The organism is Lentibacillus kapialis (genome assembly GCF_014646635.1).
In the GTDB taxonomy this organism is placed as follows: domain Bacteria; phylum Bacillota; class Bacilli; order Bacillales; family Amphibacillaceae; genus Lentibacillus; species Lentibacillus kapialis.
In genome coordinates this window covers 162,263-185,604 of the sequence record NZ_BMNQ01000002.1, presented here as the reverse complement: position 1 = coordinate 185,604, position 23,342 = coordinate 162,263, and the positions used below count along the sequence as shown (strand labels likewise).

Annotated in this window: 23 protein-coding genes and 1 other annotated feature; of the genes, 16 read left to right on the top strand and 7 right to left on the bottom strand. The window is 40.6% G+C overall.

Going from position 1 to position 23,342, the window contains the following annotated elements; genetic code table 11:
• From IEW67_RS02000 to IEW67_RS01965, 8 genes are all read left to right on the top strand, one after another.
• The coding region (locus IEW67_RS02000; RefSeq protein ID WP_188631371.1) for a transposase at nucleotides 1–618 on the top strand (618 nt) is incomplete at its 5' end.
• 289 nt (nucleotides 619–907) lie between these two features.
• Nucleotides 908–1,762 carry a putative sporulation protein YtxC gene (gene ytxC / locus IEW67_RS01995; RefSeq protein WP_229671645.1) on the top strand — a complete coding sequence of 285 codons (855 nt, stop codon included), beginning with the start codon at nucleotides 908–910 and terminating at the stop codon, nucleotides 1,760–1,762.
• A 344-nt stretch (nucleotides 1,763–2,106) separates the two neighbouring features.
• The gene (thrS, locus tag IEW67_RS01990) at nucleotides 2,107–4,053 is read left to right on the top strand and encodes a threonine--tRNA ligase (protein ID WP_188631369.1); all 1,947 of its coding nucleotides are present in this window, start codon (nucleotides 2,107–2,109) and stop codon (nucleotides 4,051–4,053) included.
• A gap of 192 nt (nucleotides 4,054–4,245) precedes the next feature.
• Nucleotides 4,246–4,371: a sequence feature (ribosomal protein L20 leader region), on the top strand.
• A 69-nt stretch (nucleotides 4,372–4,440) separates the two neighbouring features.
• On the top strand, nucleotides 4,441–4,944 hold the full coding sequence (infC, locus tag IEW67_RS01985) for a translation initiation factor IF-3 (RefSeq protein WP_188631368.1): 504 nt from the start codon (nucleotides 4,441–4,443) through the stop codon (nucleotides 4,942–4,944).
• Nucleotides 4,945–4,973: 29 nt separating this feature from the next.
• A complete protein-coding gene (gene rpmI, locus IEW67_RS01980; protein ID WP_188631367.1) occupies nucleotides 4,974–5,171 on the top strand; it encodes a 50S ribosomal protein L35 in 198 nt (65 codons plus the stop codon).
• A gap of 59 nt (nucleotides 5,172–5,230) precedes the next feature.
• Complete coding sequence (gene rplT / locus IEW67_RS01975; protein ID WP_188631366.1) at nucleotides 5,231–5,587, top strand: 50S ribosomal protein L20; 357 nt, start codon at nucleotides 5,231–5,233, stop codon at nucleotides 5,585–5,587.
• 109 nt (nucleotides 5,588–5,696) lie between these two features.
• A complete protein-coding gene (locus IEW67_RS01970) occupies nucleotides 5,697–5,948 on the top strand; it encodes a DUF1294 domain-containing protein (protein WP_188631365.1) in 252 nt (83 codons plus the stop codon).
• A gap of 73 nt (nucleotides 5,949–6,021) precedes the next feature.
• Complete coding sequence (locus IEW67_RS01965) at nucleotides 6,022–6,594, top strand: TVP38/TMEM64 family protein (protein WP_188631364.1); 573 nt, start codon at nucleotides 6,022–6,024, stop codon at nucleotides 6,592–6,594.
• 45 nt (nucleotides 6,595–6,639) lie between these two features.
• Here IEW67_RS01965 and IEW67_RS01960 read toward each other — a convergent pair whose 3' ends face one another.
• Complete coding sequence (locus IEW67_RS01960; protein WP_188631363.1) at nucleotides 6,640–7,032, bottom strand: sigma-w pathway protein ysdB; 393 nt, start codon at nucleotides 7,030–7,032, stop codon at nucleotides 6,640–6,642.
• A gap of 147 nt (nucleotides 7,033–7,179) precedes the next feature.
• Here IEW67_RS01960 and IEW67_RS01955 point away from each other — a divergent pair, with 147 nt between their 5' ends.
• Together IEW67_RS01955 and IEW67_RS01950 are read left to right on the top strand one after the other, a co-directional pair.
• Nucleotides 7,180–7,665, top strand: coding sequence for a dUTP diphosphatase (locus tag IEW67_RS01955; RefSeq protein WP_188631362.1), 486 nt, complete (start codon nucleotides 7,180–7,182; stop codon nucleotides 7,663–7,665).
• A gap of 298 nt (nucleotides 7,666–7,963) precedes the next feature.
• Nucleotides 7,964–9,049, top strand: a complete 1,086-nt coding sequence (locus IEW67_RS01950) for a M42 family metallopeptidase (RefSeq protein WP_188631361.1) — start codon at nucleotides 7,964–7,966, stop codon at nucleotides 9,047–9,049.
• 164 nt (nucleotides 9,050–9,213) lie between these two features.
• Here IEW67_RS01950 and IEW67_RS01945 read toward each other — a convergent pair whose 3' ends face one another.
• From IEW67_RS01945 to sspI, 5 genes are all read right to left on the bottom strand, one after another.
• Nucleotides 9,214–9,885 carry an ABC transporter ATP-binding protein gene (locus IEW67_RS01945; RefSeq protein ID WP_188631360.1) on the bottom strand — a complete coding sequence of 224 codons (672 nt, stop codon included), beginning with the start codon at nucleotides 9,883–9,885 and terminating at the stop codon, nucleotides 9,214–9,216.
• Entirely contained in the window at nucleotides 9,878–10,996 is a 1,119-nt protein-coding gene (locus tag IEW67_RS01940; RefSeq protein ID WP_188631359.1) for an ABC transporter permease, read from the bottom strand. Before IEW67_RS01940 ends, IEW67_RS01945 begins: the two co-directional genes overlap by 8 nt.
• The gene (locus tag IEW67_RS01935; RefSeq protein WP_188631358.1) at nucleotides 10,993–12,213 is read right to left on the bottom strand and encodes an ABC transporter permease; all 1,221 of its coding nucleotides are present in this window, start codon (nucleotides 12,211–12,213) and stop codon (nucleotides 10,993–10,995) included. The genes IEW67_RS01940 and IEW67_RS01935 overlap by 4 nt, the downstream gene beginning before the upstream one ends.
• A 16-nt stretch (nucleotides 12,214–12,229) precedes the next feature.
• Nucleotides 12,230–13,816, bottom strand: a complete 1,587-nt coding sequence (locus IEW67_RS01930) for a DUF6583 family protein (RefSeq protein WP_188631357.1) — start codon at nucleotides 13,814–13,816, stop codon at nucleotides 12,230–12,232.
• A gap of 246 nt (nucleotides 13,817–14,062) precedes the next feature.
• The gene (sspI, locus tag IEW67_RS01925; RefSeq protein WP_188631356.1) at nucleotides 14,063–14,281 is read right to left on the bottom strand and encodes a small acid-soluble spore protein SspI; all 219 of its coding nucleotides are present in this window, start codon (nucleotides 14,279–14,281) and stop codon (nucleotides 14,063–14,065) included.
• Nucleotides 14,282–14,500: 219 nt separating this feature from the next.
• Between sspI and IEW67_RS01920 the strand changes: the two genes are divergently transcribed.
• The 3 genes from IEW67_RS01920 (at nucleotide 14,501) to pheT (ending at nucleotide 19,054) form a co-directional block, all read left to right on the top strand.
• Nucleotides 14,501–15,238: a TrmH family RNA methyltransferase gene (locus tag IEW67_RS01920; protein ID WP_188631355.1), complete on the top strand. Its 738-nt coding sequence runs from the start codon at nucleotides 14,501–14,503 to the stop codon at nucleotides 15,236–15,238.
• 340 nt (nucleotides 15,239–15,578) lie between these two features.
• The gene (gene pheS, locus IEW67_RS01915; RefSeq protein ID WP_188631354.1) at nucleotides 15,579–16,628 is read left to right on the top strand and encodes a phenylalanine--tRNA ligase subunit alpha; all 1,050 of its coding nucleotides are present in this window, start codon (nucleotides 15,579–15,581) and stop codon (nucleotides 16,626–16,628) included.
• Nucleotides 16,628–19,054, top strand: a complete 2,427-nt coding sequence (pheT, locus tag IEW67_RS01910) for a phenylalanine--tRNA ligase subunit beta (RefSeq protein ID WP_188631353.1) — start codon at nucleotides 16,628–16,630, stop codon at nucleotides 19,052–19,054. The genes pheS and pheT overlap by 1 nt, the downstream gene beginning before the upstream one ends.
• Before the next feature lie 185 nt (nucleotides 19,055–19,239).
• Here pheT and rnhC read toward each other — a convergent pair whose 3' ends face one another.
• The gene (gene rnhC / locus IEW67_RS01905) at nucleotides 19,240–20,160 is read right to left on the bottom strand and encodes a ribonuclease HIII (protein WP_188631352.1); all 921 of its coding nucleotides are present in this window, start codon (nucleotides 20,158–20,160) and stop codon (nucleotides 19,240–19,242) included.
• 227 nt (nucleotides 20,161–20,387) lie between these two features.
• Between rnhC and zapA the strand changes: the two genes are divergently transcribed.
• The 3 genes from zapA to polX all read left to right on the top strand — a co-directional run bounded on the left by zapA (nucleotide 20,388) and on the right by polX (nucleotide 23,337).
• On the top strand, nucleotides 20,388–20,651 hold the full coding sequence (gene zapA / locus IEW67_RS01900; protein WP_188631351.1) for a cell division protein ZapA: 264 nt from the start codon (nucleotides 20,388–20,390) through the stop codon (nucleotides 20,649–20,651).
• 3 nt (nucleotides 20,652–20,654) lie between these two features.
• The gene (locus IEW67_RS01895; RefSeq protein WP_188631350.1) at nucleotides 20,655–21,212 is read left to right on the top strand and encodes a CvpA family protein; all 558 of its coding nucleotides are present in this window, start codon (nucleotides 20,655–20,657) and stop codon (nucleotides 21,210–21,212) included.
• 400 nt (nucleotides 21,213–21,612) lie between these two features.
• Entirely contained in the window at nucleotides 21,613–23,337 is a 1,725-nt protein-coding gene (polX, locus tag IEW67_RS01890) for a DNA polymerase/3'-5' exonuclease PolX (protein ID WP_188631382.1), read from the top strand.
• The last annotated feature ends 5 nt before the right edge of the window (nucleotides 23,338–23,342 follow it).

Here is a 23,342-nt window from a genome sequence, read left to right as displayed (position 1 = left end):
GCAAAGGCTATTAACGGCCGTGTTCGTCGTCATCATCGCGATATGCTGAGATATCACTGGGATCATATGATTTATTTAGAAAAAACCATTAAGCAATTGGAAGAACAAATTGATCAGTGCCTATCTCCATACCGTGAGGAAGTTGAACTGTTGGACACAATCCCTGGTGTCAATAAATCCGGTGCAGCCACTTTTATTGCGGAAATCGGTGTTGATATGTCGGTGTTTCAATCAGCCAAACACCTTGCTTCCTGGGCAGGTGTAAGTCCAGGAAATAATGAAAGTGCCGGTAAAAAAAAAGACAGTAAATCAACTAAAGGAAACAAGGCATTGAAGACAATGGCAGTAGAGTGCGCGCTTTCCTCACTTAAGCAAGAGAATCGAATTTCGGCACACCAAAAAAGGATTATGAAACGACAAGGGAAAAAGAAAGCACGAATGGCTTCGGCTCATTTAATTTTAACCATTGCTTACAACATCTTACAAACGGGAGAACCATATAAAGAACTAGGTGCAAATTATTTGCAGCAACAGAAACAAAATAAAGAATCAAAAATGATTGAATATCTAAAAAAGAAGGGATATGAAGTAACGTCATCAGAAGGGGAAACAGCTTAGACAGAAATCATTTAATAGCATTTATTTTAATTTGAAGCTCTTCAAAAAATTGAAATATGAAGGGCGTAGTTTGGTATTGTCTTTTTTAAGGGTTGTTTTCATACAAAAAGCTTCGGCATTCGCTATAAGGCGAGGCGAATGCCAAGTTTTCTAACCGGAAGGATTGACTTTTCACTATCAACCCCTATCTTAATCACCTGAACTATAGATATTTACTAGTTTTATGGGACCATACATTTTTTTAGATGGATGTCCATATAATGTAACAGTTTGGTCTTGGGTGAGGGTGATGTTTTTGCTGGAAGTTTACTTTGAGTCGGATAAAGAAGCCATAAGTTTTTGTGAGAATCTGTTTCAATTGAATAAAAAAATTGAATTACATTGGAAAACGACAGAGAAATGGGGAAACCATCTGCAACTTGATTATCAGGAGTCAAGCGATAGATTTATGGAAGCTGTTGCTGGTTCGATGGTAAAGGTGTTTGTTGCACATCGGCTGACGAACATGATTGACCGGATTATTAAACATAATTATTATTATTCAAATTCAGATGAGATTGAGCGTATTATGGATTTATCGCATTGGATTGTTGCCGGTAATGATGAAGACAGTCAATTTGTCAGAAACAATAAAGATCCACGTAAATTGTTGCATTCACTTTTTTTAGTAAACATTAAAAATTCGGGGACACTTCATTTTAATTCACTCATAAATTTTCAATTGAAAGTATTTAAAGATCAGCTCATTCATTATGTAGGGCTTGCGATTGATGAATTTAAACGGGAAGAGGATCATCAGGCATTCGTCGATACGCTCAGGAATTATATTGTAAAGCAAAAACCTGAGTTTGAAATAATTCACGTTATGCAGGGTGAACCATTTTCTTTTTTTAAGCCGGATGGCAAACCTTTTTCACGGATGGAGCTGCGGGTACTTATGCGGGATGCACCGCTCTACATTGTCGGCCTTGATACTGGGGAGTTGAGTTTGTCACCACTGATTGCCATGGCGCCTGAGAAAATAAAGTTGTTTGGCGATGATCCATCTGATCCAAAAACATTAACTGTTATTAATATTTTTCAGGAACGGGTCGAATTTAAGCCTCTTGGGAGCTTTCCATTTTCACATGATTTAAAAAAGTGAATGATGAAGCTTGATTTTATTTGAAACACAAGCTATAATATCATTTAATCATCAATTACATGAACATAAAAGTAACGATAAGGACATGATTGTTTGTTTTACTGATAGACAAGAGAAGGAAGTCGCCGGCTGAAAGCTTCCGCTATGCATGCAAATGATTACCGCCTTTAAACTCTGCTGTTGAACAATGCGAGTAAGCAGCAGCGTAACGTCTGCGTTAAAGATAAATGAAGCCGTATTTATTGCGGAAATGAGGGTGGAACCGCGTGCTGAACGCTCGTCCCTTTGCTGAAAAGCATAGGGACGAGCGTTTTTATATGGGATTCAAAAAAGGAGCGATAAAAATGGCAGATATTACAATTACATTTCCTGATGGAGCGAACAGAGCATTTCCTCAAGGAACTACTGGAGAAGATATTGCGGGTTCAATTTCACCCGGGTTAAAAAAACAGGCACTGGCAGTTAAGGTTGATGGTAATTTAGTTGATCTGAAACGGGAGCTTCCGCATGGTGGAGCGATTGAGATAATTACGTATAAAAATAAGGAAGGCATTGAAATTATGCGCCACTCAACAGCCCATTTAATGGCCCAAGCGGTTACGCGATTATTTGATAATGTGAAATTCGGCGTAGGACCGGTTATTGAGGAAGGCTTTTATTACGATATGGATTTGAATCATACCTTATCACCTGATGATCTTCCTAAAATTGAAAAAGAAATGAAACGTATTGTTGAGGAAAACCTGGAAATTGAACGTATCGAGGTATCCCGCAATAAAGCGAAAGAAATGTTCCGAGAAATCGGTGATGATTTGAAACTTGAGTTAATTGACGATATCCCGGAAGACGAGCAGGTAACAATATATAAGCAAGGGGAATTTTTTGACCTGTGCCGAGGGATTCATGTTCCTTTTACAAGCAAAATCAAAGCATTTAAACTGTTGAGTGTATCCGGAGCCTACTGGCGGGGGGATAGCAAGAATAAACAACTGCAGCGCATTTACGGAACAGCTTTTGAGAAGCAAAGCCAGCTTGATGAACATTTGCGCATTCTTGAGGAACGAAAAGAGCGCGACCATCGAAAATTGGGCAAAGAACTGGATATTTTTACTGTTTCACAAAAAGTGGGGCAAGGGCTGCCGTTGTGGCTGCCAAAAGGGGCAACAATTCGCCGTAATATCGAACGCTATATCGTCGATATTGAAGAACGCCTCGGCTATGACCATGTATATACACCAGTTTTAGGCAGTCTTGATTTGTATAAGACGAGTGGGCATTTGGATCACTACCAGGATGACATGTTCCCGACAATGGAAATGGACAACGAAGATTTAGTTCTTCGGCCAATGAACTGCCCGCATCATATGATGGTATATAAGAATCAATTATACAGCTATCGTAATTTGCCGGTGAGAATCGCTGAACTTGGAATGATGCATCGTCATGAAATGTCCGGTGCACTGGCCGGACTGCAACGGGTCCGCGCAATGACCCTGAATGACGCGCATATATTTGCTCGTCCAGATCAATTAAAAGATGAATTTATCCGAGTAGTAGAACTTGTGCAAAGAGTTTACAAAGATTTTGGGATTAATGATTATTATTTCCGATTGTCGTATCGTGACCCAGAAGATAAAGAAAAGTATATTGATAACGATGAAATGTGGGGAAAAGCACAGGCCATGCTGAAAGAAACGATGGAAGAAATGGATGTTGAATACATCGAGGCGGAAGGTGAAGCAGCTTTTTACGGACCAAAATTGGACGTACAAGTTCAAACAGCCTTGGGTAAAGATGAAACGCTGTCCACTGTCCAGCTTGATTATCAGCTGCCAGAGCGTTTTGACCTGACATATATCGGTAAGGACGGCCATGAACATCGTCCGGTAGTCATCCATCGTGGTGTCGTTTCCACAATGGAACGTTTTGTGGCATTCCTGATCGAAGAGTATAAGGGCGCATTCCCTACTTGGCTTGCACCTGTTCAAGTGAAAATCATCCCTGTTTCACCGGATGTGCATCTTGACTATGCGAAAGGAATCGCTGATAAATTACGTCGTGAGGGCGTACGAATTGAAATGGACGAACGCGATGAGAAAATCGGCTATAAAATCAGAGAAGCACAAATGCAAAAAGTTCCGTTTGCCCTGGTGCTTGGCGACAATGAAATGGGGACGGGCAGTGTTAATGTTCGGCGTTACGGGGAAAAAGAGTCCAAAACATTGAATTTTGACGACTTTAAGACATTGATTAAAGGTGAAATCGATCAAAAAGTGCACCATAAACAGTAACACTATCCCACAGGAAAGCAGCATTACGCGAATTTTATTTGAGCGGCCTCTAACGGCAGTCTTAATGAGAGCTGGCCTTCCTTTCTGACAGCAATCATGATAAACTGGCAGTAGAGCTTTTGCAGGTTTGCAACAGAAGTGTTGACATACAGTAAAAATGATGCTATTCTGTGAAAGTTGAATAAAATGATCTGAGACAAGTAGAAGCACCCGCTTCTCACCTGATCGACGCATGATGCAGTCGGCTGGTTCTGAACTTTTCAATAGAGATTATTGGAGACGTGTGGGTGCAGTATGTGCCGACACTTTTTATTTGTGATAGAAACACTTGTCAATGACGGATCAGTGCAATAAAAATTTTGGAGGTGGCTGGCAATTAGCAAAGATATGAACGTCAATGAAAAAATTCGTGCCCGCGAGGTACGTCTGATCGACTCGAATGGAGATCAGTTAGGAGTTAAAACACGCAATGAAGCGCTTGATATTGCTCAAAAGCGCGACTTGGATTTAGTTTTGGTGGCACCAAATGCTAAACCACCCGTATGCCGGATCATGAATTATGGTAAATACCGCTTTGAGCAGCAAAAGAAAGAGAAAGAAGCGCGCAAAAAACAAAAAGTCATCAATGTTAAAGAAGTGCGGTTTACTCCGGGAATTGGCGAGCATGATTTTAACACAAAGCTGAAGAATGCACGAAAATTCTTAAGTAAGGGCGATAAGGTTAAAGCTTCAGTCCGTTTCCGCGGTCGTGCCATTACGCATAAAGACCTCGGACGGGAAGTTCTTGACCGTCTGGCAGAAGAAACGAAAGATGTGGCCACAGTTGAATCCAAGGCAAAAATGGAGGGCCGCAATATGTTTATGATGCTCGCTCCAATCAAAGAAAAATAAGCATTTAACGATATAAGGAGGATACTAATATGCCTAAAATGAAAACCCATAAAGGTTCACAAAAACGTTTCCGCAAAACAGGTTCCGGAAAACTGAAGCGAGCGCACGCCTATACGAGCCATATGTTCGCACACAAATCACAAAAACAGAAACGTAAACTGCGTAAATCCGCCATTGTTTCCAAAAGTGACTTCAGGCGCATTAAAACAATGCTTCCGAATAAGTAAGTAATACGTATGTTTCAAAGTATGTAACGATTTTTCAATTGTATTAGGAGGGAATCACTATGCCACGTGTAAAAGGTGGAACAGTTACGCGCAGACGTCGCAAACGCGTATTAAAATTAGCCAAAGGTTATTATGGTTCAAAACATGCATTATTCAAAACAGCAAAACAGCAGGTTATGAAATCGGGTCAATATGCTTATCGTGACCGTAGACAGAAAAAACGTGACTTCCGCAAGCTGTGGATTGCCCGTATTAATGCGGCAGCACGTATGAACGATATCTCATACAGCAGGCTGATGCATGGCTTGAAACAATCTGGTGTTGAGGTCAACCGTAAAATGTTGTCAGATTTAGCCATCAATGACGAACAAGCATTTGCTCAGTTAGTCGACAAAGCTAAAGCAGCATTAAAATAATGATATTATCAAAAGCCAAACTCATTCGCGGGTTTGGCTTTTGATGTATAGGATGAAAAGTGGATCATCCGTCCAGTTTTAGATTTTGAGGCAGTAAGGGAGATAAACAATGATTATCGCTTATATAGCTGGTGTCAATATAATAGCATTCCTCATCATGGGGATGGACAAGCAAAAAGCAAAAACAGAAACGTATCGCATTCCCGAACGAACACTTTGGGGCCTTGCAATATTAGGTGGAGCTATTGGTGTATGGGCTGGTATGAAAAGCTTCCGTCACAAAACAAGACATCGTTCATTTGTTATAGGGATGCCGGTATTAATCATTATTCAGGCAGTTTTTGTGGTTTCATTATTTTGATGTCATAATAGCTCGTCTATTGTCATATACTTGTACTGACGTATGAAACAAGTACCGGGGAAGGAGGCAGGGTATGGACTTGGCTGCACGTTATCTGATGGTTTTTATTGAAACAGGCGGTCTGTTTGCACCGGTTTTATTCATCAGTTTTCATTTATTAAGACCTTTATTTTTTCTTCCGGTTGTTTTCATATGTATTTCAGGCGGTATTCTTTTTGGAACTGTTGCCGGGACATTGTACTCCGTAATCGGTATAACACTTTCCAGTCTTATTTTTTATGCTATTATTCAATGGATGCCTAACACATACGCAAAACTTGTCAATCTGAAGCAAAAGCTAATGGGGAACCATTCCGAATTCACAACATCGCAAATTGCCCTGTTGAGACTTGTGCCTTTTATTCATTTCCATTTACTGTCCTTATGTCTAATCGAAATATCGCCTAACTTCAGAGAGTACACCAAGTCATCGGTTCTGACAAACATTCCATTGGCATTAGTTTATACATCAGCGGGACAGTGGCTATCCAATTTGTCCTCAGTTTCTATTCTTCTGTTTTTACTACTATTACTCCCACTTATTTACTTATTGAGACGAAAAGAAATTATTATTAAATGGAATGACTTCTTTCAGCTCAGCGCTTGAACAAAATGCGCATCCGCCGTCGGGATGCGCATTTCTTCTGTTTTCTCAATCAATCGTCGTGATTATCAGTTTATTAATCGGATATTTCCAAGTAATGGTGGCATACGGGTAGCGGATCAACAACTCTTTTTCGACAAAATATAAATCATCCCGGGTTATCCCTTCAAGTTCATTGGCATCACGAGCAAATATATGGATATCAACAACTTCAAAGGAGTCTTCTGTTGCGTCAATATATTTTTCGCCTTCAAACAGACATCTTTTATAGACGAATTGAATATTCTTTTTAGAATTGCCGGGTTCGTCCACCATGTAAAATGTGTTTGCTTCTTTAGCAATTTGCAGCTTTCGAGCAGGATTTCGAAAATATTGAACAATCGTATAGACAATCAGAATAATAGCTACTAATATGAGTAAACGAAATAAAAGTACAATCATGTTTTCGTCTCCTTGTCATACTTGATATTATGTATACGTTTCAAGACCCCTTCAGGTTTCACTCATACAATGATTTCATGGTACAATTATAGTCAAATATTTAAAGGTTGCCGTATGTATCTGCAATCTGAAATGGGGTAAGGTAAAGTGGAATGGTCGTCATTGTATACCATGCAAAAACAACTGGATGCCTATATAGAATCCCAGCACGATATCTCAGAACGGGATTTGTTTAAGGAAAAGTATTTGGCTTTGCTTGTGGAACTGGGCGAACTGGCCAATGAAACAAGATGTTTTAAATTTTGGAGTATCAAACCACGCAGTGAGCAATCAGTTATTTTAGAAGAATTTGTTGATGGAATCCATTTTATTTTGTCATTGGGACTGGAAAAAGGTTATCGATATGTCTCTGAAATGATAAAACCGGCAGAAGTGGATGAAACAGGGCAATTTAATCATGTTTATGATTTATGCACGACATTTTATTGTGAACCAACCGAGAAGAACTACCATAAACTTTTTGAAAATTACCTGAAACTAGGCCAATTGATGGGATTTGATGAACAAGGCGTTAAAGATGCCTATCTAAAAAAGAACGACATTAATTATGAGCGTCAAAATCATGGATATTAAAAAATTGGATCAACACCAAAATCTATAGTTGAAATAAATGAGTGAATATAGTAGTAAAACTAGCTAGGAACCTTGGACAGAATTAAGATATACAATACTAAAGACGAATGATGCTCCGTTTTAGCGGAGGAAAAACACGGAGATGGGGGGACTCCTGTGGGAATGTGTAGTGTTTTTCCGAAGTGACTGCTTACGTCAACATGACATCTAATTTGTCGACCATAGATTAGCCAAAAAATTTTGTCATTTAATGTATTAGCGTTATAATAATAGAGGAAACAGAAGGAGGTTTATACATATGGCTCGTTTAGATGAAATGAATACGATGCTTAAAGACTTGACAGATGCACGTGGAATACCGGGTAATGAAAAGGAACCCAGGGAAGTTATGGAAAAATATATTGCTCCGTATGCTGATGCTCTTTATAAGGATAACCTGGGGAGTTTGATTGCGAAAAAGACCGGAAAAGAGAACGGACCAAAAATCATGGTGGCCGGTCACTTGGACGAAGTTGGTTTCATGGTTACACGGATTGATGATAATGGCTTTGTGTACTTCCAGACTGTCGGCGGCTGGTGGAATCAGGTTATGCTTGCACAGCGGGTAACAGTTATGACAGCTCGTGGTGATGTAACCGGTTTGATCGGTTCAAAGCCGCCGCATGTGCTGTCAGCGGAGGAGCGAAAAAAACCCGTAGACATTAAAAACATGTTCATTGATATTGGCGCTTCCAGCAGGGAGGAAGCGCAGGATTTCGGTATCCGCCCGGGTGATTCGATTGTTCCGTACTTTGAATTTACACAGATGAAAAACGAAAAAATGTTGATGGCCAAGGCGTGGGATAACCGGATTGGCTGTGCCATTGCAATCGAAGTATTAAAAAAGTTACAGGGCGAAGAACATCCAAACGTTGTTTACGGTGTAGGGACTATCCAGGAAGAAGTTGGTCTGCGCGGGGCACGCACATCAGCACATGCCATAAAACCGGATATTGGTTTTGGCGTTGACGTAGGTATTGCCGGTGATATGCCTGGCGTATCTGATAAAGAAGCGGATAGCAAGCTTGGAGAAGGACCACAAATTATTATTTATGATGCATCAATGGTTCCGAACAAAGGTGTACGGGATCTGGTCGTTGATACTGCGGACGAACAGCATATCCCATATCAGTTTGCATCCCTCGCCGGTGGTGGGACGGATTCAGGTTCCATTCACTTGACAGCAGATGGTGTACCATCATTATCAATCACAATTGCAACACGCTATATCCATTCACACGCTGCCATTTTGCATCGTGATGATTTTGAAAATGCTGTCAAACTGATTGTTGCAACGATTAAAAAATTGAATTCCGATAAGGTGAAAGAAATTAAGCTGAGCTAAGTGGTAACTCCTAGGAAAACTTGGCATTCATCTCATCTTATAGCGAAGGCCAAAGCTTTTCTGATAAGGTCATTCATAGTTTATACTTTCTGATGTTAGAACAACAAAAGCACAAATAGCATGCTGCCAAACAAAGCAGGCATGCTATTTTACATTGTAGGCAGCTACAGTGATATCGGGTTTTTCCCGTAAGACTGAAGCAATTGGAAGTAAAAGGGATCATCGCCGATACAATAAATCCTGTCACATAATTGCATGATTTCATCCATATCGTGTGATGTGTATATAATCGATTTGCTTTGTACTGTTGCTATATTGGAAAGATAGGATCCGATTTCTTTGCGGGACTTCAGGTCAATTCCTGCTGTCGGTTCATCCAGCAGAAGCAGTTCAGGTTCATGAATCAGACTGACAGCTATATTTAATTTATGCTTCATGCCACCTGATAAATTTTTAACGGTTTCATTCCACTTGTTCAATTTCATGTCGTTGCACAACTGTTTGAGTTCACCGTTGTTTTTATTGTTCCACGAAAGCTTTTCAAAAAAAATCATATTCTCCTTTACAGTGAATTCTTCCCATAAAGCTATATCCTGTGAGACAAAACCGATTTGTTTTCTTATTTTCTTAATACTGGTTTGGTAGGGTTGATCATTTAACATGACAGAACCTGATGTCGGTTTGGATAAAGTTGCTAAAATATGCAGCAGGGTTGATTTGCCTGCACCGTTTTCCCCGACAAGCCCGATAACTTCACCGGGTTTTACAGAAAACGACAGGTTCTTCAAAATCTGTTTTTTGCCATATACTTTTGAAAGAGCCTGGACGTCAAGCATGAAATTGCTCCTTTCTGAAAATCCACCATACAAATGATAATACAACAGCAGCCGCCCATAAGCTGATATAGTCTCCCGAAAGAAGCGGGGCAAGCGGATTTATGAACTTGAACCACTGCCAATCGCCTGCCATTACTGATGGAATTAACTCACCACTGCTGATGCCAATGATTAAAGCAAGTGCAAACGATACGGTGTAATAATAAAATAATGTGTTAAAAAGGCAGGCAATAAGAAATGCCGCCATACTAATTAACAGCTGGTAAATTAAAAGGTTGAAGGGCTGCATTCCTTCCCCGAAAATAAAATACAGTGAACCAGCAGTTACCAGATCAATGGCAAACAGCAAAACAATGTATAAGGCCAAATTTTGCAGCCAATATGATTTTAATGACCATCGGGAAAATGCCAAACGTACAATTGCATTTGACTGTTTTTCTTTAATGACCCAATCAAACACGAGCAGCGTTGACAGTAGGCTGAAGATTCCCCAGAGTCCCCATACCGAAAACAAACGCTGGTTATCATCTATCGGTTCTGGATGACCTTTGAATTTCAAAGTCGTATCCAATAGGCTTTCTTCCTCTTGTATCTTGCGGCTTCTAGCTGTGATTTCTTCAAATGTCCAACTTTCCTGGCTATTATATTGCTTTTCAAGCTGTTTGACCGTCAATGCTGCTTTGGCTCTTCCGGTTTTCTGCTGCACATGGGAAATAATCATTTCCCTAACTGGAATGTAGGCAAACGACATATCAGAGTGATAACCTGTGATCAGGTTAGTTCGGTTATCTTGCTTAATCTTTTGTTGGAAGTTTTCATGAATCACAAACACACTGTCCAGGCTATGTCTTTCCAAATCTTGTAAGGCTTTGTCTTCAGAAAGCAGTTGTGCCCGGACATACGGTGTGGATTTTATTGCTTCCACCAGTTCTTCTGCAGCACCTGTGTGTTCTTTCAACACTACACCTACGGGAACTTTTGCATCCTTCTGCAACGTATCGATCGTCATCGTAATACTGACTGTAGCAATAAGAGGAAATAAAAGCCAGAATACTAAGCTGCTCCACTGTTTTCTCCAATGCATCAAGCGTGTTGCAAACAACTCTTTCATTTGAAATCACGCTCCTTCCAGAAGGAAGTACCGATCAACATCGTAACAGCGGCGGCCAGAATCATTACCAGAGGTATATAGTCAGCATAGAGTCTGCCATTTAGTAAAATTTCCTGTAACCAATGGAAACCTTCACTTGCAAAAAAGTATGGCAATAAATTCTGTATATACATCGGGAAGTATAGTGTTGGTATGATTGCTCCGCTTCCAAGCAAGACAATCAAGGTAAACAATGATTGGATAAGCAGCCGTATCTTCTGTCCCATGAAAATCGTTTCCAGAATGGCGAGGGAGCTTAAATAAATAATACTGTGCAGCCCGGTAATCAGAGCAATTCTGACATAATCTTCTCCATATAACGAAATTGTCATTAACGCGTCGTATGTATACAGTAAAATGCCGGCTAAAACACTCGTGAGTATAAACGCGATTGTGATTTTGGCAGCCAGTTGTTGAAGAATTGTTACCCCATATAATCGCATTCTATTTTGTATACGGAATTGCTCATCATTGGAAAAAAATGAATATAACACCAAAAGCCAGATTGTAAGCATCATAAACCAGGCTGAAAGACCGTAATACGCCAGGGGAGAACTTGTGGCAGCATTGTTTATTTCTTCCTCATCCATCATTTTGTCTTTTCCTGCAGTATAAATAAGAAAGTTGTTGAATTGCTGAAGCAGCATATCGTGACGTGTATCTCTGTCAATTGGCAATTGCTTTGCGTAATAATTCACCGTTAATATATTTGCCTGTGATGCACGTATATGCCTGGCGATACTATCCAGCAATTCTTTCACCAGATGGCTTTGGGTTTCTTTTTCAGGATTGCCTGTGATGATCAGGTTGACCGAATCGCCATTGTATAATCTTTCAGTAAATCCTTCAGGAAAGCTAACATAGGCACTTAGGTGTCCGTTTATTTGTTCATTGGCCTCGGCCTTTGTCACGGCTTTCATTTTGATAAAATTGCCTAATTGGGATGATTCTTCAATTAAGTTAATCACCGTTTCGGTTTCCTGTGACTTGTCGAGGTCCACTAATCCAACATGTATTGGTTCGCTCTTATCGGGAAGGAAAATTGATACAGCCATAACAGCAATCAGGCTGATCAGTAGAACAGGAAACAGTAAAAGCAGAGGAAGTGATAGCCACTTCCTCTGCAGTTTCTTCAGATTGCTTCGTATAAACAGAAGACTGTGTTTTACAGACGTCATACCGGCACTTCCTTAATTAAAAGCTGTTCATGTTACCGCCGCCGGGATTCCCCATTAATTTCATCAGCCACTGCTGGAATTGACCGGCTACCTCTGTCTGGAAGTACATTTCCAATTCTTGCGCAGACATGTCTCCAAGATTTTTCACGTTGGAATCGTCAGGCTGTTCAACCTTCTTAATTGTTTTGGCATCATTTTTGATATTGAGGCTGACGAAATCCTGCGGCAGGTTCGGCAGTTTCAAAGTAAATGTATGCTCCGCAGTTTTCTGGTCATTTTCGTAGGTTGCTTCTCCGTTCCATTTCAGGCTGCCGGAGCCGTTTGGTTCAGGCGTCTGAAATGAGAATAACCGTTCGAATTCTCTTGTTCCATCCTTAAGTGTTGACTCACCGTTGTAGGATAGCTCAGTATCCCCGCCAGCGATTGTGATGGAATCTTTAAGACTATCATCTTTATTTGACAGATTGATATCAATTGTTGCTGAAGAATCGTCTGCAGTGAATTTGTAAGCTATGTTTTGTTCTGAATCGGTCAGTGAGTGATCACCACTGACCGACAGGGTGGACACCTTTTCGTCTTTTGCTGCCATGCTGATTGAGAAGTCACGTTTAACGATTAAATCATCTTTGACCCAAATGACAGATGTCAATCCATCAGGAATCTGGAGATCTTTTGTCTCACTAATAGCTTCATCAATCGATTTCTCGAAATCTTCCATAGCAGTATCTATTTCACTTTCCATGTCACCAGGGAGTGATCCTGAGGTGAACATACCAAATTGATTCCTCATTTGCTTTTCGACGATCTCTTTTAATTGATCATCGTCTTTAGCCTTTTCTAAAATAGTTGTAAGCAACTCTTTAACTTGTTTTTCTGTAAGACTGAAAGTGATTTTTTCGGCATCAACTGATTCATCCTGGACAGAAACGGTCTCTTTTTTTGTTTCGAAAGCATCATCAGGCAATTCGTTGAAGATCATCATAAGGTATTCATCTGTTAGATATTCCCTATCTTTCTCAGAAAGCATACCATCCATTTGCTTGAACAATGCTTCAAAATCAATCTCTGTTTTTTCAAATGCCGGATCGGATTCTTGAAGTAATTTACTTAAATCACTATCCTGGATTGTCAGAACTTCTTTGAGAAAAGGAAGCTGCAGGAAGGCATTATCGCTATCCATAAATAGTTTAATATCTTTTATTTCGACTCCGGCAAAGTTTACTTGCAAATTGGTTGCAAGTTGTTTGTTATCCTGATCTAATTGTGAGGTCATTGTTAACGTTGAATTATTGATCACCTGTTCCGGGCTCATTCCCATACCACCGGTTGGAGGTCCGTTATATTCACCCGATAGCTCCACCGTGTTTTCAGTTGGATTTTCCATTGTTGTTTCCACCCATTCAAATTCCGGCTGATAGCGCTCTTGTACTTTTTCCGTCAGAAACTCTACAGTATTTTTTTCTGCTTTAAAATACTCTGCTTTCGGTGAGCCGGTTATGAGCACAAATGCTGCAGCACTGCCCCCTACGATTACAATAGCAGCCACAATAATGGCGATGACTTTTTTGGAAAGTCCTTTTTTGTTTTGTCCACTTTCTTCCATTCTGTTAAACTCCCTTCTAATCCCTTATAAATAGATATGTATTATGAAGACCTTATCTTAATACAATAGTTCTATTATATACCATTATTTCATATTTGGGTCAATCATGCTGGAAAATGTTTAGAAAAACTCAGGCCTAGCTTTGTCTTCTAGCGAGGACCGAGGTTTTTCTTATAAAGTCATCCATAAGTTATACTTTCTGACGTTATGAAAAAACGGGACAAAGGATTTGAACCTTTGTCCCGATTATTGATTGGCTTGTTTAACACCTTGTTCCAGCGATTCGACCATATCTTGTTTATCCTGTTCATCAGATTGTTGCCAGATAAGTTCAAAAAGGACTCCCAGGCCGGGCAGCATTTTTTCTTCACCATCCTGAATGGCATCAGCGATCGTAGCTTCCAATTGTTCCTGATCATTTTCTGCAATATTAGACAGAATGGCTCGACGTAAATTAAGATCCATTAAACCACCTCTTTAAATTATTTTAACTAAGGATAGTTTGACCTGTTGAGGATAAAATATGTATGATTGAAGAGATAAAGTGACATTTTATTCAGCGAGGCGGTTTTCTTCGCTGAATGTTAATTGGACAGAATCGGACATTTACGGGAAGTTAGCCCCGTTATTTGGCGGATTCTGACCGTTATATGCGGGATAAACTGTCGAAACGGGATGAAGATAATGATCACATCACTTCAAAATGAAAAAGTCAAGGAATGGGTGAAGTTGCAAAAGCGGAAAGGACGCAGGGAGTCTGGCAAATTTTTGATTGAAGGATTTCATTTGGTTGAGGAAGCTTATCATAGTAACTGGGAGATTGCCGAGATTATTGTAGAAGAAGGGCTTGATTATTCAGGATGGCATCATCAATTTTTTACGATAACTGTGAGCAGGAAAGTGCTGCAGCATATTACACGGACCGAAACACCACAAGGAATAGCAGCAGTTATCAAAATGAAAGAACCGAAAGAAATTGAAGGACACTCAGTTCTGTTAATCGATTCCATCCAGGACCCCGGTAATTTGGGCACGATTATTCGGACAGCGGATGCGGCGGGTTTCGATATGGTCATGCTGGGGGACGGAACGGTCGATCTGTATAACGATAAAGTTATTCGTGCGACACAAGGTTCCTTATTTCATTTACCCGTATTACAAGCAGATTTGCTAAAAAAAATTCCAAAACTGCAGAGCGGCGGTTATACTGTCGCTGCTTCAGCACTTACAGATGCCGTTTCGTTTAAAGAGATGCCGGCAAATGAAAAGACAGCTTTAATTATAGGTAATGAGGGTGCTGGGGTTAGAAACGAACTTATCGATGCAGCGGACCAGTCCATTAAAATCCCGATTTATGGGCAGGCGGAATCCTTGAATGTCAGTGTAGCAGCTGGCATTTTAATGTATTATATTAACGGATAGTTGCATATTGAGCGTAAATTTTTTATAATAGAATAAATTTGATTTAGTACTATTTTAAAAGCTTGGAAAGAGACATGCGGTAATAGTTTGTACAGTGAACAGGGAAAAGATGTCATGGACTGAAAGCATCTTTACTGTAGCATTTACCGCATCTTCACTCTGGAGCTGGCACTTGGACCTTGAAAATAAGTAAAGGTGTCCCGGGCGTTTGATCCGTTATGATGATGAGGTTGGACACAACAGCTGTGTCAACAAGGGTGGTACCGCGAAAAGTCTTCGTCCCTTAGTGGGATGGAGACTTTTTTTATTGGATTTAAACGATGTATAAGGAGGTATATTGATGAAAGATCAGCTGGAGACGATTCGACAGAAAGCGATCGCTAAAGTAAACGAGGCTAGGAATTTAAAAGAGCTTCAGGATATAAAGGTGGCCTACTTAGGTAAAAAGGGATCTTTGACAAGTGTGCTGCGCGGTATGGGTAATCTTTCCAAAGAGGAGAGACCTATAGTCGGAGAGATTGCCAATAACGTACGTGAAGCGATTACTCAGGAAATCGATGAAAAGACGGAAATACTTGAAAAGAAAGCAATGGAAGAAAAACTGGAAAGTGAATCAATTGATGTGACGCTGCCCGGCCGTCCGGTAAAGGTTGGTGGCTCCCATTTGCTGACCAGTATCATCGAAGAAATTGAGGATTTGTTTATCGGAATGGGCTATGAAGTTAGAGAAGGTCCCGAAGTGGAGACGGATTATTTTAACTTTGAAGCGTTGAACCTCCCTAAAGGTCATCCGGCGCGTGATATGCAGGATACATTTTATATTACGAACGAACTGTTGCTCCGAACCCATACATCGCCGGTGCAGGCAAGGACGATGCAACAATACGGAGGAACGGAACCGGTCAAAATGATCTGTCCGGGCAAAGTCTACCGCCGGGATACTGACGATGCAACCCACTCCCATCAGTTCACACAAATTGAAGGACTTTATGTGGATGAAAATGTCCGTATGAGTGACTTAAAAGGAACATTGAATCGCTTTGCGAAACGCATTTTCGGTGAAGACAGGCAAATCCGATTGCGTCCAAGTTTCTTCCCGTTCACCGAACCGTCCGTTGAAATGGATATTTCTTGTAAAGTCTGCAATGGTGAAGGTTGTTCCGTGTGCAAATATTCCGGCTGGATTGAAATTCTGGGGAGCGGAATGATTCACCCGAATGTATTGGAAATGGCCGGATACGATTCAGAAAAATACACAGGGTTTGCATTTGGCATGGGACCGGATCGCATTGCGATGCTTAAATACGGAATCGATGATATTCGCAATTTCTATACGAATGATAAACGATTCCTTACTCAATACCATCATGCAAAAGGAGGCGCTGTGTGATGCTTGTATCATTAAATTGGCTGAAAAATTACGTTGATATCAGCTCAATCAGTCCTGAAGAGTTGGCTGAAAAAATCACGAAGACCGGAATTGAAGTCGACGGCATTGAGTATATTGCAGGTCAAAGCAGTGATGTTGTTGTCGGTTGTATTGCATCAAGCGAACAGCATCCACATGCAGATAAATTAAGCTTGTGCCAGGTTGATGTTGGTGATGAACAGCTGCAGATTGTTTGTGGTGCGCCGAATGTCAAGCCAGGTCAAAAAGTGGCTGTAGCCAAACCCGGTGCTGTCCTGCCAAGCAACTTTAAGATTAAAAAAGTTAAACTGCGCGGTATTGAATCCAACGGCATGATTTGTTCTCTGCAGGAACTTGGAATTGACGAGAAATATGTACCGAAAGATATTGCTGAAGGTATTTTCGTCTTCCCGGATGAAGTTGCGGTGGGTGATAGTGTCGAACCACTCCTTAACTTAAATGATGCTGTGTTGGAATTCGATTTAACACCAAACCGCGCAGATGCGTTGAGTATGCTTGGTGTTGCTTACGAAACGGCAGCTATTCTCAATCAGGAAGTGAAAATGCCGAATGAGGAAATTCATACTGGCGGAGAAGAAGCAGCTGATTACATTTCAGTCAGTGTAGAAAACCCAGATTTGAATCCTTATTATGGTGCATTCATTGCCAAAGATATTGACGTTAAACCAGCGCCACTATGGATACGCAATGCGCTTATTGCTTCCGGCATACGTCCAATCAATAATGTGGTTGATATTACAAACTATGTTTTGCTTGAGTATGGTCAGCCGCTCCATGCATTTGATTATGACCGGTTTGGCTCAGGCCAAGTTGTAACCAGGCGTGCGGGGCAGGATGAAAAAATGGTGACCCTTGATGGTGAAGAAAGAACACTATCAAGTGAAAATCTTGTTATCACGAATGGTAAAGAACCGGTGGCGCTTGCCGGTGTAATGGGCGGTTTAAATACAGAAGTAACGAATGTTACGACCACTGTTTTATTGGAAGCTGCCTACTTTTCGGCTTCCGCTGTCAGAACAACAGTAAGAGATACAGGATTACGCAGTGATTCGAGTACGCGGTTTGAAAAAGGAATTGACCCAAACCGGGTAGAAAAGGCCGGTTTTCGGGCGTGCCACCTGCTTGAGAAGTATGCAGGTGCGACAATTCTAGCGCATCCTGTTTCGTTTGATACACTCGACTGCAGTATGAATACAGTGAAAATGGATACAAATGAAATTAATGCGCGTCTTGGCACATCAATTATGGCAGATGATATTGTCGAGATTTTAAATAGGTTGCAGTTTTCATTTGAGCAGGATTATGATCAGTTTATTGTTTATGTTCCGACCCGTCGCGGTGATATAGCGATTTTCGAGGATATGCTTGAGGAGATTGCCCGTATTTATGGATATGATAATTTGCCGTTCACTCTTCCTGAAGGTGCTTCGCAAACGGGCGGGTTAACACACAAACAACAATTGAAGCGCGAGATTAAACATTACTTGGAAAGTACAGGGCTGATGGAAACCATCACTTATTCGTTAACTGATGATTCGATGATTGAGCGATTAATCAGTCCGGATCTAGAAAGCATCCAGCCTAGCCCGGTAAAACTGGCGATGCCGATGACTGAGGATCATAAATATTTGCGGCAAAGCATCTTGCCCGAATTGCTGAAGTCTCTGGCATATAACCGTGCACGCAAACAAAGTGACATCCATTATTATGAGCTCGGTAATGTGTTTATTACTAATGAAGAAACAGTGACAGACCAGCCTGATGAAAGAGTGCGTTTAGCTGGTGCACTGACTGGACTTTGGTTCAATCATCCATGGCAACAGGAGAATAGACAAGTCGATTTTTATCTCGTCAAAGGTATCGTGGAGGGTCTGTTTAACTACCTGAATATTCCGATCAGCTTTGAGAAAGCTAAATTGTCTGATATGCACCCAGGCCGATGTGCCACGATTTTAATTAACGGCAGGATAGTTGGATTTCTGGGACAGGTGCATCCGTTATTTGAAAAGTCGATGGATCTTAAAGAAACGTATGTGTTCGATATTGACATGGAAGCGGTGCTATCAGATTACACTAATTCACCTAACTACCGGCCAATTTCTAAATATCCATCGATTGCCAGAGATATTGCTTTCATTGTTGATGAAGAGGTTGAGGCGGGTGCCATTAAAGAAACAATCACAGAAACCGGAGCCCCGCTGGTGAAGAATGTACAGGTTTTCGATGTCTTTAAAGGGGAGAATTTGCCTGAGGGCAAGAAATCGATTGCGTTCAGCTTACATTACCAGGATCCGAATAAAACATTGAAAGACGATGAAGTTGAACAATCATATCAGAAAATTGTCGGAACGGTAAATGAGAAGTTCAATGCGTATATAAGGTCATGATTTGAAAAGAGCAGGCATCCGGGCTGGTGTCTGCTCTGTTATTCCATTTTAACGGGCGTGAAATTCCTGTTTCCATATTTCGATTGATGCAGGAAAGAAAGTCAGGAATTGGTTGCCCGTAAGTACTGGTTCTGTTCAATTAACATTCCATGGTGGGTGTGCGCCTTACTGAATGGTATTTCAGTTTATAAGCGGCTTAGGGCTTTTTGGGTGTTGGCGAAATGGATTTTGGCATATGTACTCAGGTTATCCCGGCCTTTAGATTTGATCAGGCGGGCAGCTGCTTGGTCAACTTTACTCGACGCGCCTTTTGGCAAGTTGAACCCTGCAGTTTTGGATAAGTGATCCATTTCCTTCAAAAAACTGGTTCTGGCGATAATAGAGGCGGCAGCCACCGCAAGGGAATAACTTTCTGCTTTTGTCATGAAAAACGTTTGAACATGTAGCTGTTGATTCTCAGTCGCGATGTGGCGTTTATAAACTTCCGGATCACAGAACTGATCAATTAATATGCCTTCCGTTTCATCGAAATTTATTTGGTCATTGACGTTAGTTATCGCATGATGATGAAGCATTGCCTTCATTTTTCCTTGCGACCATCCACGATTTTGCAGTGTATTATACTTCTCATTTCGCAGGACTAAAAGTGAATAGGGCATATCAAGTGTTACTATGTTATTGGCTATTTGACGGATTGAATGATCAGAAAGATTTTTGGAGTCTTGGACGCCTAATTCTTTCAGCAATTCCATTTGGTCCTTCTTGACAAAAACAGCTGCAGTAGTTATAGGGCCGAAGTAATCACCTGTTCCCGCTTCATCAGATCCAATATGACTGCTGCTTAGTAGTTTTTCGGGTGGTGTGGATGGACTATTCTTTTTAGATTTTTTCGGAGTTATTTGTTTTTCGTCAGTCCATTTTTCTGCCTCGGTCTCAGGATGACTGCCTTGGAATAATACTTTTCCGGACTTATAGGCGGTGATTACGGCATGAGGTGTTTTAGCACGGAAAATAGCACCTTGAGGCGACGATTTCAAGCTCTTCATATAATATGATTTCATTGTTTCAATTGTTTCCCGCGGCAATTTATGTACGTGTTGTGGCATATTAACCCTCCAGTTAATGAACTAGCTAAACTATAGCAAATTGCGCATTATAATAGCAATAATCTGTTTTGGATTTCCTGATGAGCAGTCTTTGTGTTACTATATAGTGGACTATTTAAAGTGTCTGTTTAAAAAGGACGATTTCTATTGATACATTTGTTTAATTAAACGTAGCTTAGGGTACTAAAAAGATTTGGTTTTCCATTACTTACAGGAGGGTGTCGCGTGTGGCACAGAATGATAAAACACGAGTAACGGTAGATATATATAACAGGAATTATACGATTGTCGGAAAAGAAGATTCAAACCATGTTAATCTGGTAGCCAGTCAAGTCGATCAGAAGATGCGGGAAATTCATGAGACGAATCAGCAGCTGACTACTTCAGAATTGGCCGTATTGACCGCAGTCAACACAATGAATGATTACATGAAATTAAAGGAAGAATATGCAGCATTGATAAGATCACAAAGTAAGAAAGAGGATAAATAGCAAATGATAGACTTCATTTTAATCATATTACTAATTTTTGGCTTTTTCATCGGCTTAAAACGCGGTTTTGTCTTACAAGCGTTTCATTTGATCGGATTTATCGCTGCTTTTATTCTAGCCGCTTTATACTATGATGAATTGGCACCACGGCTTGCATTATGGATACCATATCCTGAATTGGATAACAGCAGTGCGTGGGCGGACTTTCTGGAAGCTATCCCCCTTGAAGGTGCTTTTTACAGTGCCATAGCATTTGCCATTATCTTTTTCGCCGTGAAGATACTTCTTCAAATAATTGCCTCCATGCTGGATTTTGTTGCTGACTTGCCGATTTTGCATTCGCTCAATAAAATACTTGGAGCAGTCTTAGGGTTTGTCGAAATATATTTAATATTATTTATTGTGTTATATATATTAGCGCTGACACCAATGCCTGAAATCCAAGCGTGGATGAATGATTCGTTTGTGGCACTGTTTATTATTGAGCATACCCCTTTTTTATCACATGAGATTAAAACGTTATGGTCAATCGGTATGGATGAGTTAATTAAAGCCGATTGAAGTGCCGGGACTGGTTCAATGATTTAGACATTACTGTTGTGTTGTTTACAATAAGTATGGTCTGAGGCATGAATCGGTCTTTTTGTAACGTTAAAAAGTCTAAATTATGGATGACCTTATGAGAAAAATCTTTATAAAAGGGTCACCACCAAAATCTATGGTTGAATTGAATGAATATAGTAGTGAAACGAGCTAGCGGAGGAAAAACACGGAGACTCCTGTGGGAATGCGCAGTGTGAAGACCCCGCAGAAAAAGGTGTGTCTTCACTGTCAATGCTTGTAACACGACGAGCACCCAAGTGTTTTTTCCGAAGCGACTGCTTACTCAACATGACATCTGATTTGTCAACCATAGATTTTGGTGAACAGCCTTATAAAATAATGAAAAAGGTGATCGATGATGGTTATAAATAAAAAAAATGTCATTAAATTATTAGAGAGAATAGCTGTATATCTAGAATTGAAAGGTGAAAATCCCTTTAAGATATCGGCTTACCGAAAGGCTTCTCAGGCTCTGGAAAGGGATGATCGTTCGATAGCAGATATCGATGATTTCACAAAGATTAAAGGGATTGGCAAAGGGACAGCTTCCGTTATAACAGAGTATATTCGAAATGAATCCTCGGAAGTATTGAATCAGCTGGAAAACGAAATCCCCGCAAGTCTAATCCCTCTGCTCGATCTGCCGGGTCTCGGCGGTAAAAAACTAGCCAAACTGTATCAGGAACTTAATATTAAAGATGCGGATTCACTTAAACAGGCGTGTGAAAATGGAGAAGTCGAGAAGCTTGAAGGCTTTGGGAAAAAATCAGCTAAAAAAATCCTGACGGCTGTTAAGGAAGCACACACACGGCCTGAACGCTTGCCAATTGCTTCTGTGCTGCCGCTGGCTGAACAAATTGAGGATTACTTGGAGACAATAAAAGAAATCAAGACGTATTCACGTGCTGGAAGCTTGAGAAGAATGCGTGAGACGATTAAGGATATAGACTTTATCATTTCATCCGAGAACCCTTCGGCTGTGCGTGACCGGCTCCTTGAGTTGGATAGAATAAAAGAAGTGATCGCACAGGGAGAAACCAAAGTTTCGGTCACTTTAGAAGATGTCTATGATATAAACGTAGATTTCCGGATTGTTGATCCGACTGAATTTGCCTCGACATTGCATCATTTCACCGGATCCAAGGATCATAATGTTGCTATGAGACAGCTGGCGAAATCGAAGGGTGAGAAAATTAATGAATATGGTGTCGAGGTTGAAAAGACTGGAAAAACACTGACATTCAGGAGTGAGGAAGAATTTTTTGACCACTTCGACTTGCGTTATATACCGCCCGAGGTACGGGAAAACACTGGTGAAGTTGAGACTTATCACGAGTCAGTCCCGTTAATTGAATTGAAAGATATCCGGGGTGATTTGCATATGCATACGACCTGGAGCGATGGCGGACAATCATTGGAGGAGATGGTAAGCCAGGCACGATCAAAAAAATATGATTTTATTGCCATTACAGATCATTCCAAGTATTTGCGTGTTGCAAACGGCTTAAATGAAACCAGACTGCGACAACAGCGCGATGAAATTGATAAATTAAATGAAAAATATCATGATATACACATTTTCACTGGTGTTGAAATGGATATCTTGCCTGATGGAACACTGGATTTCAATGATGAATTTTTGCAGGAAATGGACTTTGTGATTGGCGCAATCCATTCAAGTTTTAATCAATCACAGGAAAAGATTATGCAGCGGCTGGGGGCCGCATTGGAGAATCCGCATGTTTCATTGATTGCTCATCCGACCGGAAGATTGATCGGGAGGCGTGAAGGCTACAGGACTGATATTGAGCGTTTGATTAAACATGCCAAAGAAACGGATACAGCATTGGAAATCAATGCAAATCCAAACAGACTTGATCTTTCTAGTGAATGGACACAAAAAGCGCAGGAAGCAGGCGTTAAGATTGCCATTAATACAGATGCCCATGATTACAATATGCTTGATCATATGAAGTACGGCACAGGCTCCGCAAGGAAAGGCTGGATTAGGAAAGACACCGTTATAAACACTTGGTCCAAAGAGAAACTTATGAACTTTATGAATCGTAAAAAGAATGGGTAAGAATT

Coding starts and splice junctions, on each gene's coding strand:
- IEW67_RS01970 (WP_188631365.1), top strand. CDS start 5,697: ATGATTATCGCTTATATAGCTGGTGTCAATATAATAGCATTCCTCATC.
- IEW67_RS01895 (WP_188631350.1), top strand. CDS start 20,655: ATGATAGACTTCATTTTAATCATATTACTAATTTTTGGCTTTTTCATC.
- infC (WP_188631368.1), top strand. CDS start 4,441: ATGAACGTCAATGAAAAAATTCGTGCCCGCGAGGTACGTCTGATCGAC.
- pheS (WP_188631354.1), top strand. CDS start 15,579: ATGAAAGATCAGCTGGAGACGATTCGACAGAAAGCGATCGCTAAAGTA.
- IEW67_RS01920 (WP_188631355.1), top strand. CDS start 14,501: ATGATCACATCACTTCAAAATGAAAAAGTCAAGGAATGGGTGAAGTTG.
- thrS (WP_188631369.1), top strand. CDS start 2,107: ATGGCAGATATTACAATTACATTTCCTGATGGAGCGAACAGAGCATTT.
- IEW67_RS01965 (WP_188631364.1), top strand. CDS start 6,022: ATGGACTTGGCTGCACGTTATCTGATGGTTTTTATTGAAACAGGCGGT.
- rplT (WP_188631366.1), top strand. CDS start 5,231: ATGCCACGTGTAAAAGGTGGAACAGTTACGCGCAGACGTCGCAAACGC.
- IEW67_RS01935 (WP_188631358.1), bottom strand. CDS start 12,213: ATGACGTCTGTAAAACACAGTCTTCTGTTTATACGAAGCAATCTGAAG.
- IEW67_RS01930 (WP_188631357.1), bottom strand. CDS start 13,816: ATGGAAGAAAGTGGACAAAACAAAAAAGGACTTTCCAAAAAAGTCATC.
- ytxC (WP_229671645.1), top strand. CDS start 908: ATGTTTTTGCTGGAAGTTTACTTTGAGTCGGATAAAGAAGCCATAAGT.
- rnhC (WP_188631352.1), bottom strand. CDS start 20,160: ATGCCACAACACGTACATAAATTGCCGCGGGAAACAATTGAAACAATG.
- IEW67_RS01945 (WP_188631360.1), bottom strand. CDS start 9,885: ATGCTTGACGTCCAGGCTCTTTCAAAAGTATATGGCAAAAAACAGATT.
- IEW67_RS01950 (WP_188631361.1), top strand. CDS start 7,964: ATGGCTCGTTTAGATGAAATGAATACGATGCTTAAAGACTTGACAGAT.
- polX (WP_188631382.1), top strand. CDS start 21,613: ATGGTTATAAATAAAAAAAATGTCATTAAATTATTAGAGAGAATAGCT.
- rpmI (WP_188631367.1), top strand. CDS start 4,974: ATGCCTAAAATGAAAACCCATAAAGGTTCACAAAAACGTTTCCGCAAA.
- sspI (WP_188631356.1), bottom strand. CDS start 14,281: ATGGATCTTAATTTACGTCGAGCCATTCTGTCTAATATTGCAGAAAAT.
- pheT (WP_188631353.1), top strand. CDS start 16,628: ATGCTTGTATCATTAAATTGGCTGAAAAATTACGTTGATATCAGCTCA.
- IEW67_RS01940 (WP_188631359.1), bottom strand. CDS start 10,996: ATGAAAGAGTTGTTTGCAACACGCTTGATGCATTGGAGAAAACAGTGG.
- IEW67_RS01960 (WP_188631363.1), bottom strand. CDS start 7,032: ATGATTGTACTTTTATTTCGTTTACTCATATTAGTAGCTATTATTCTG.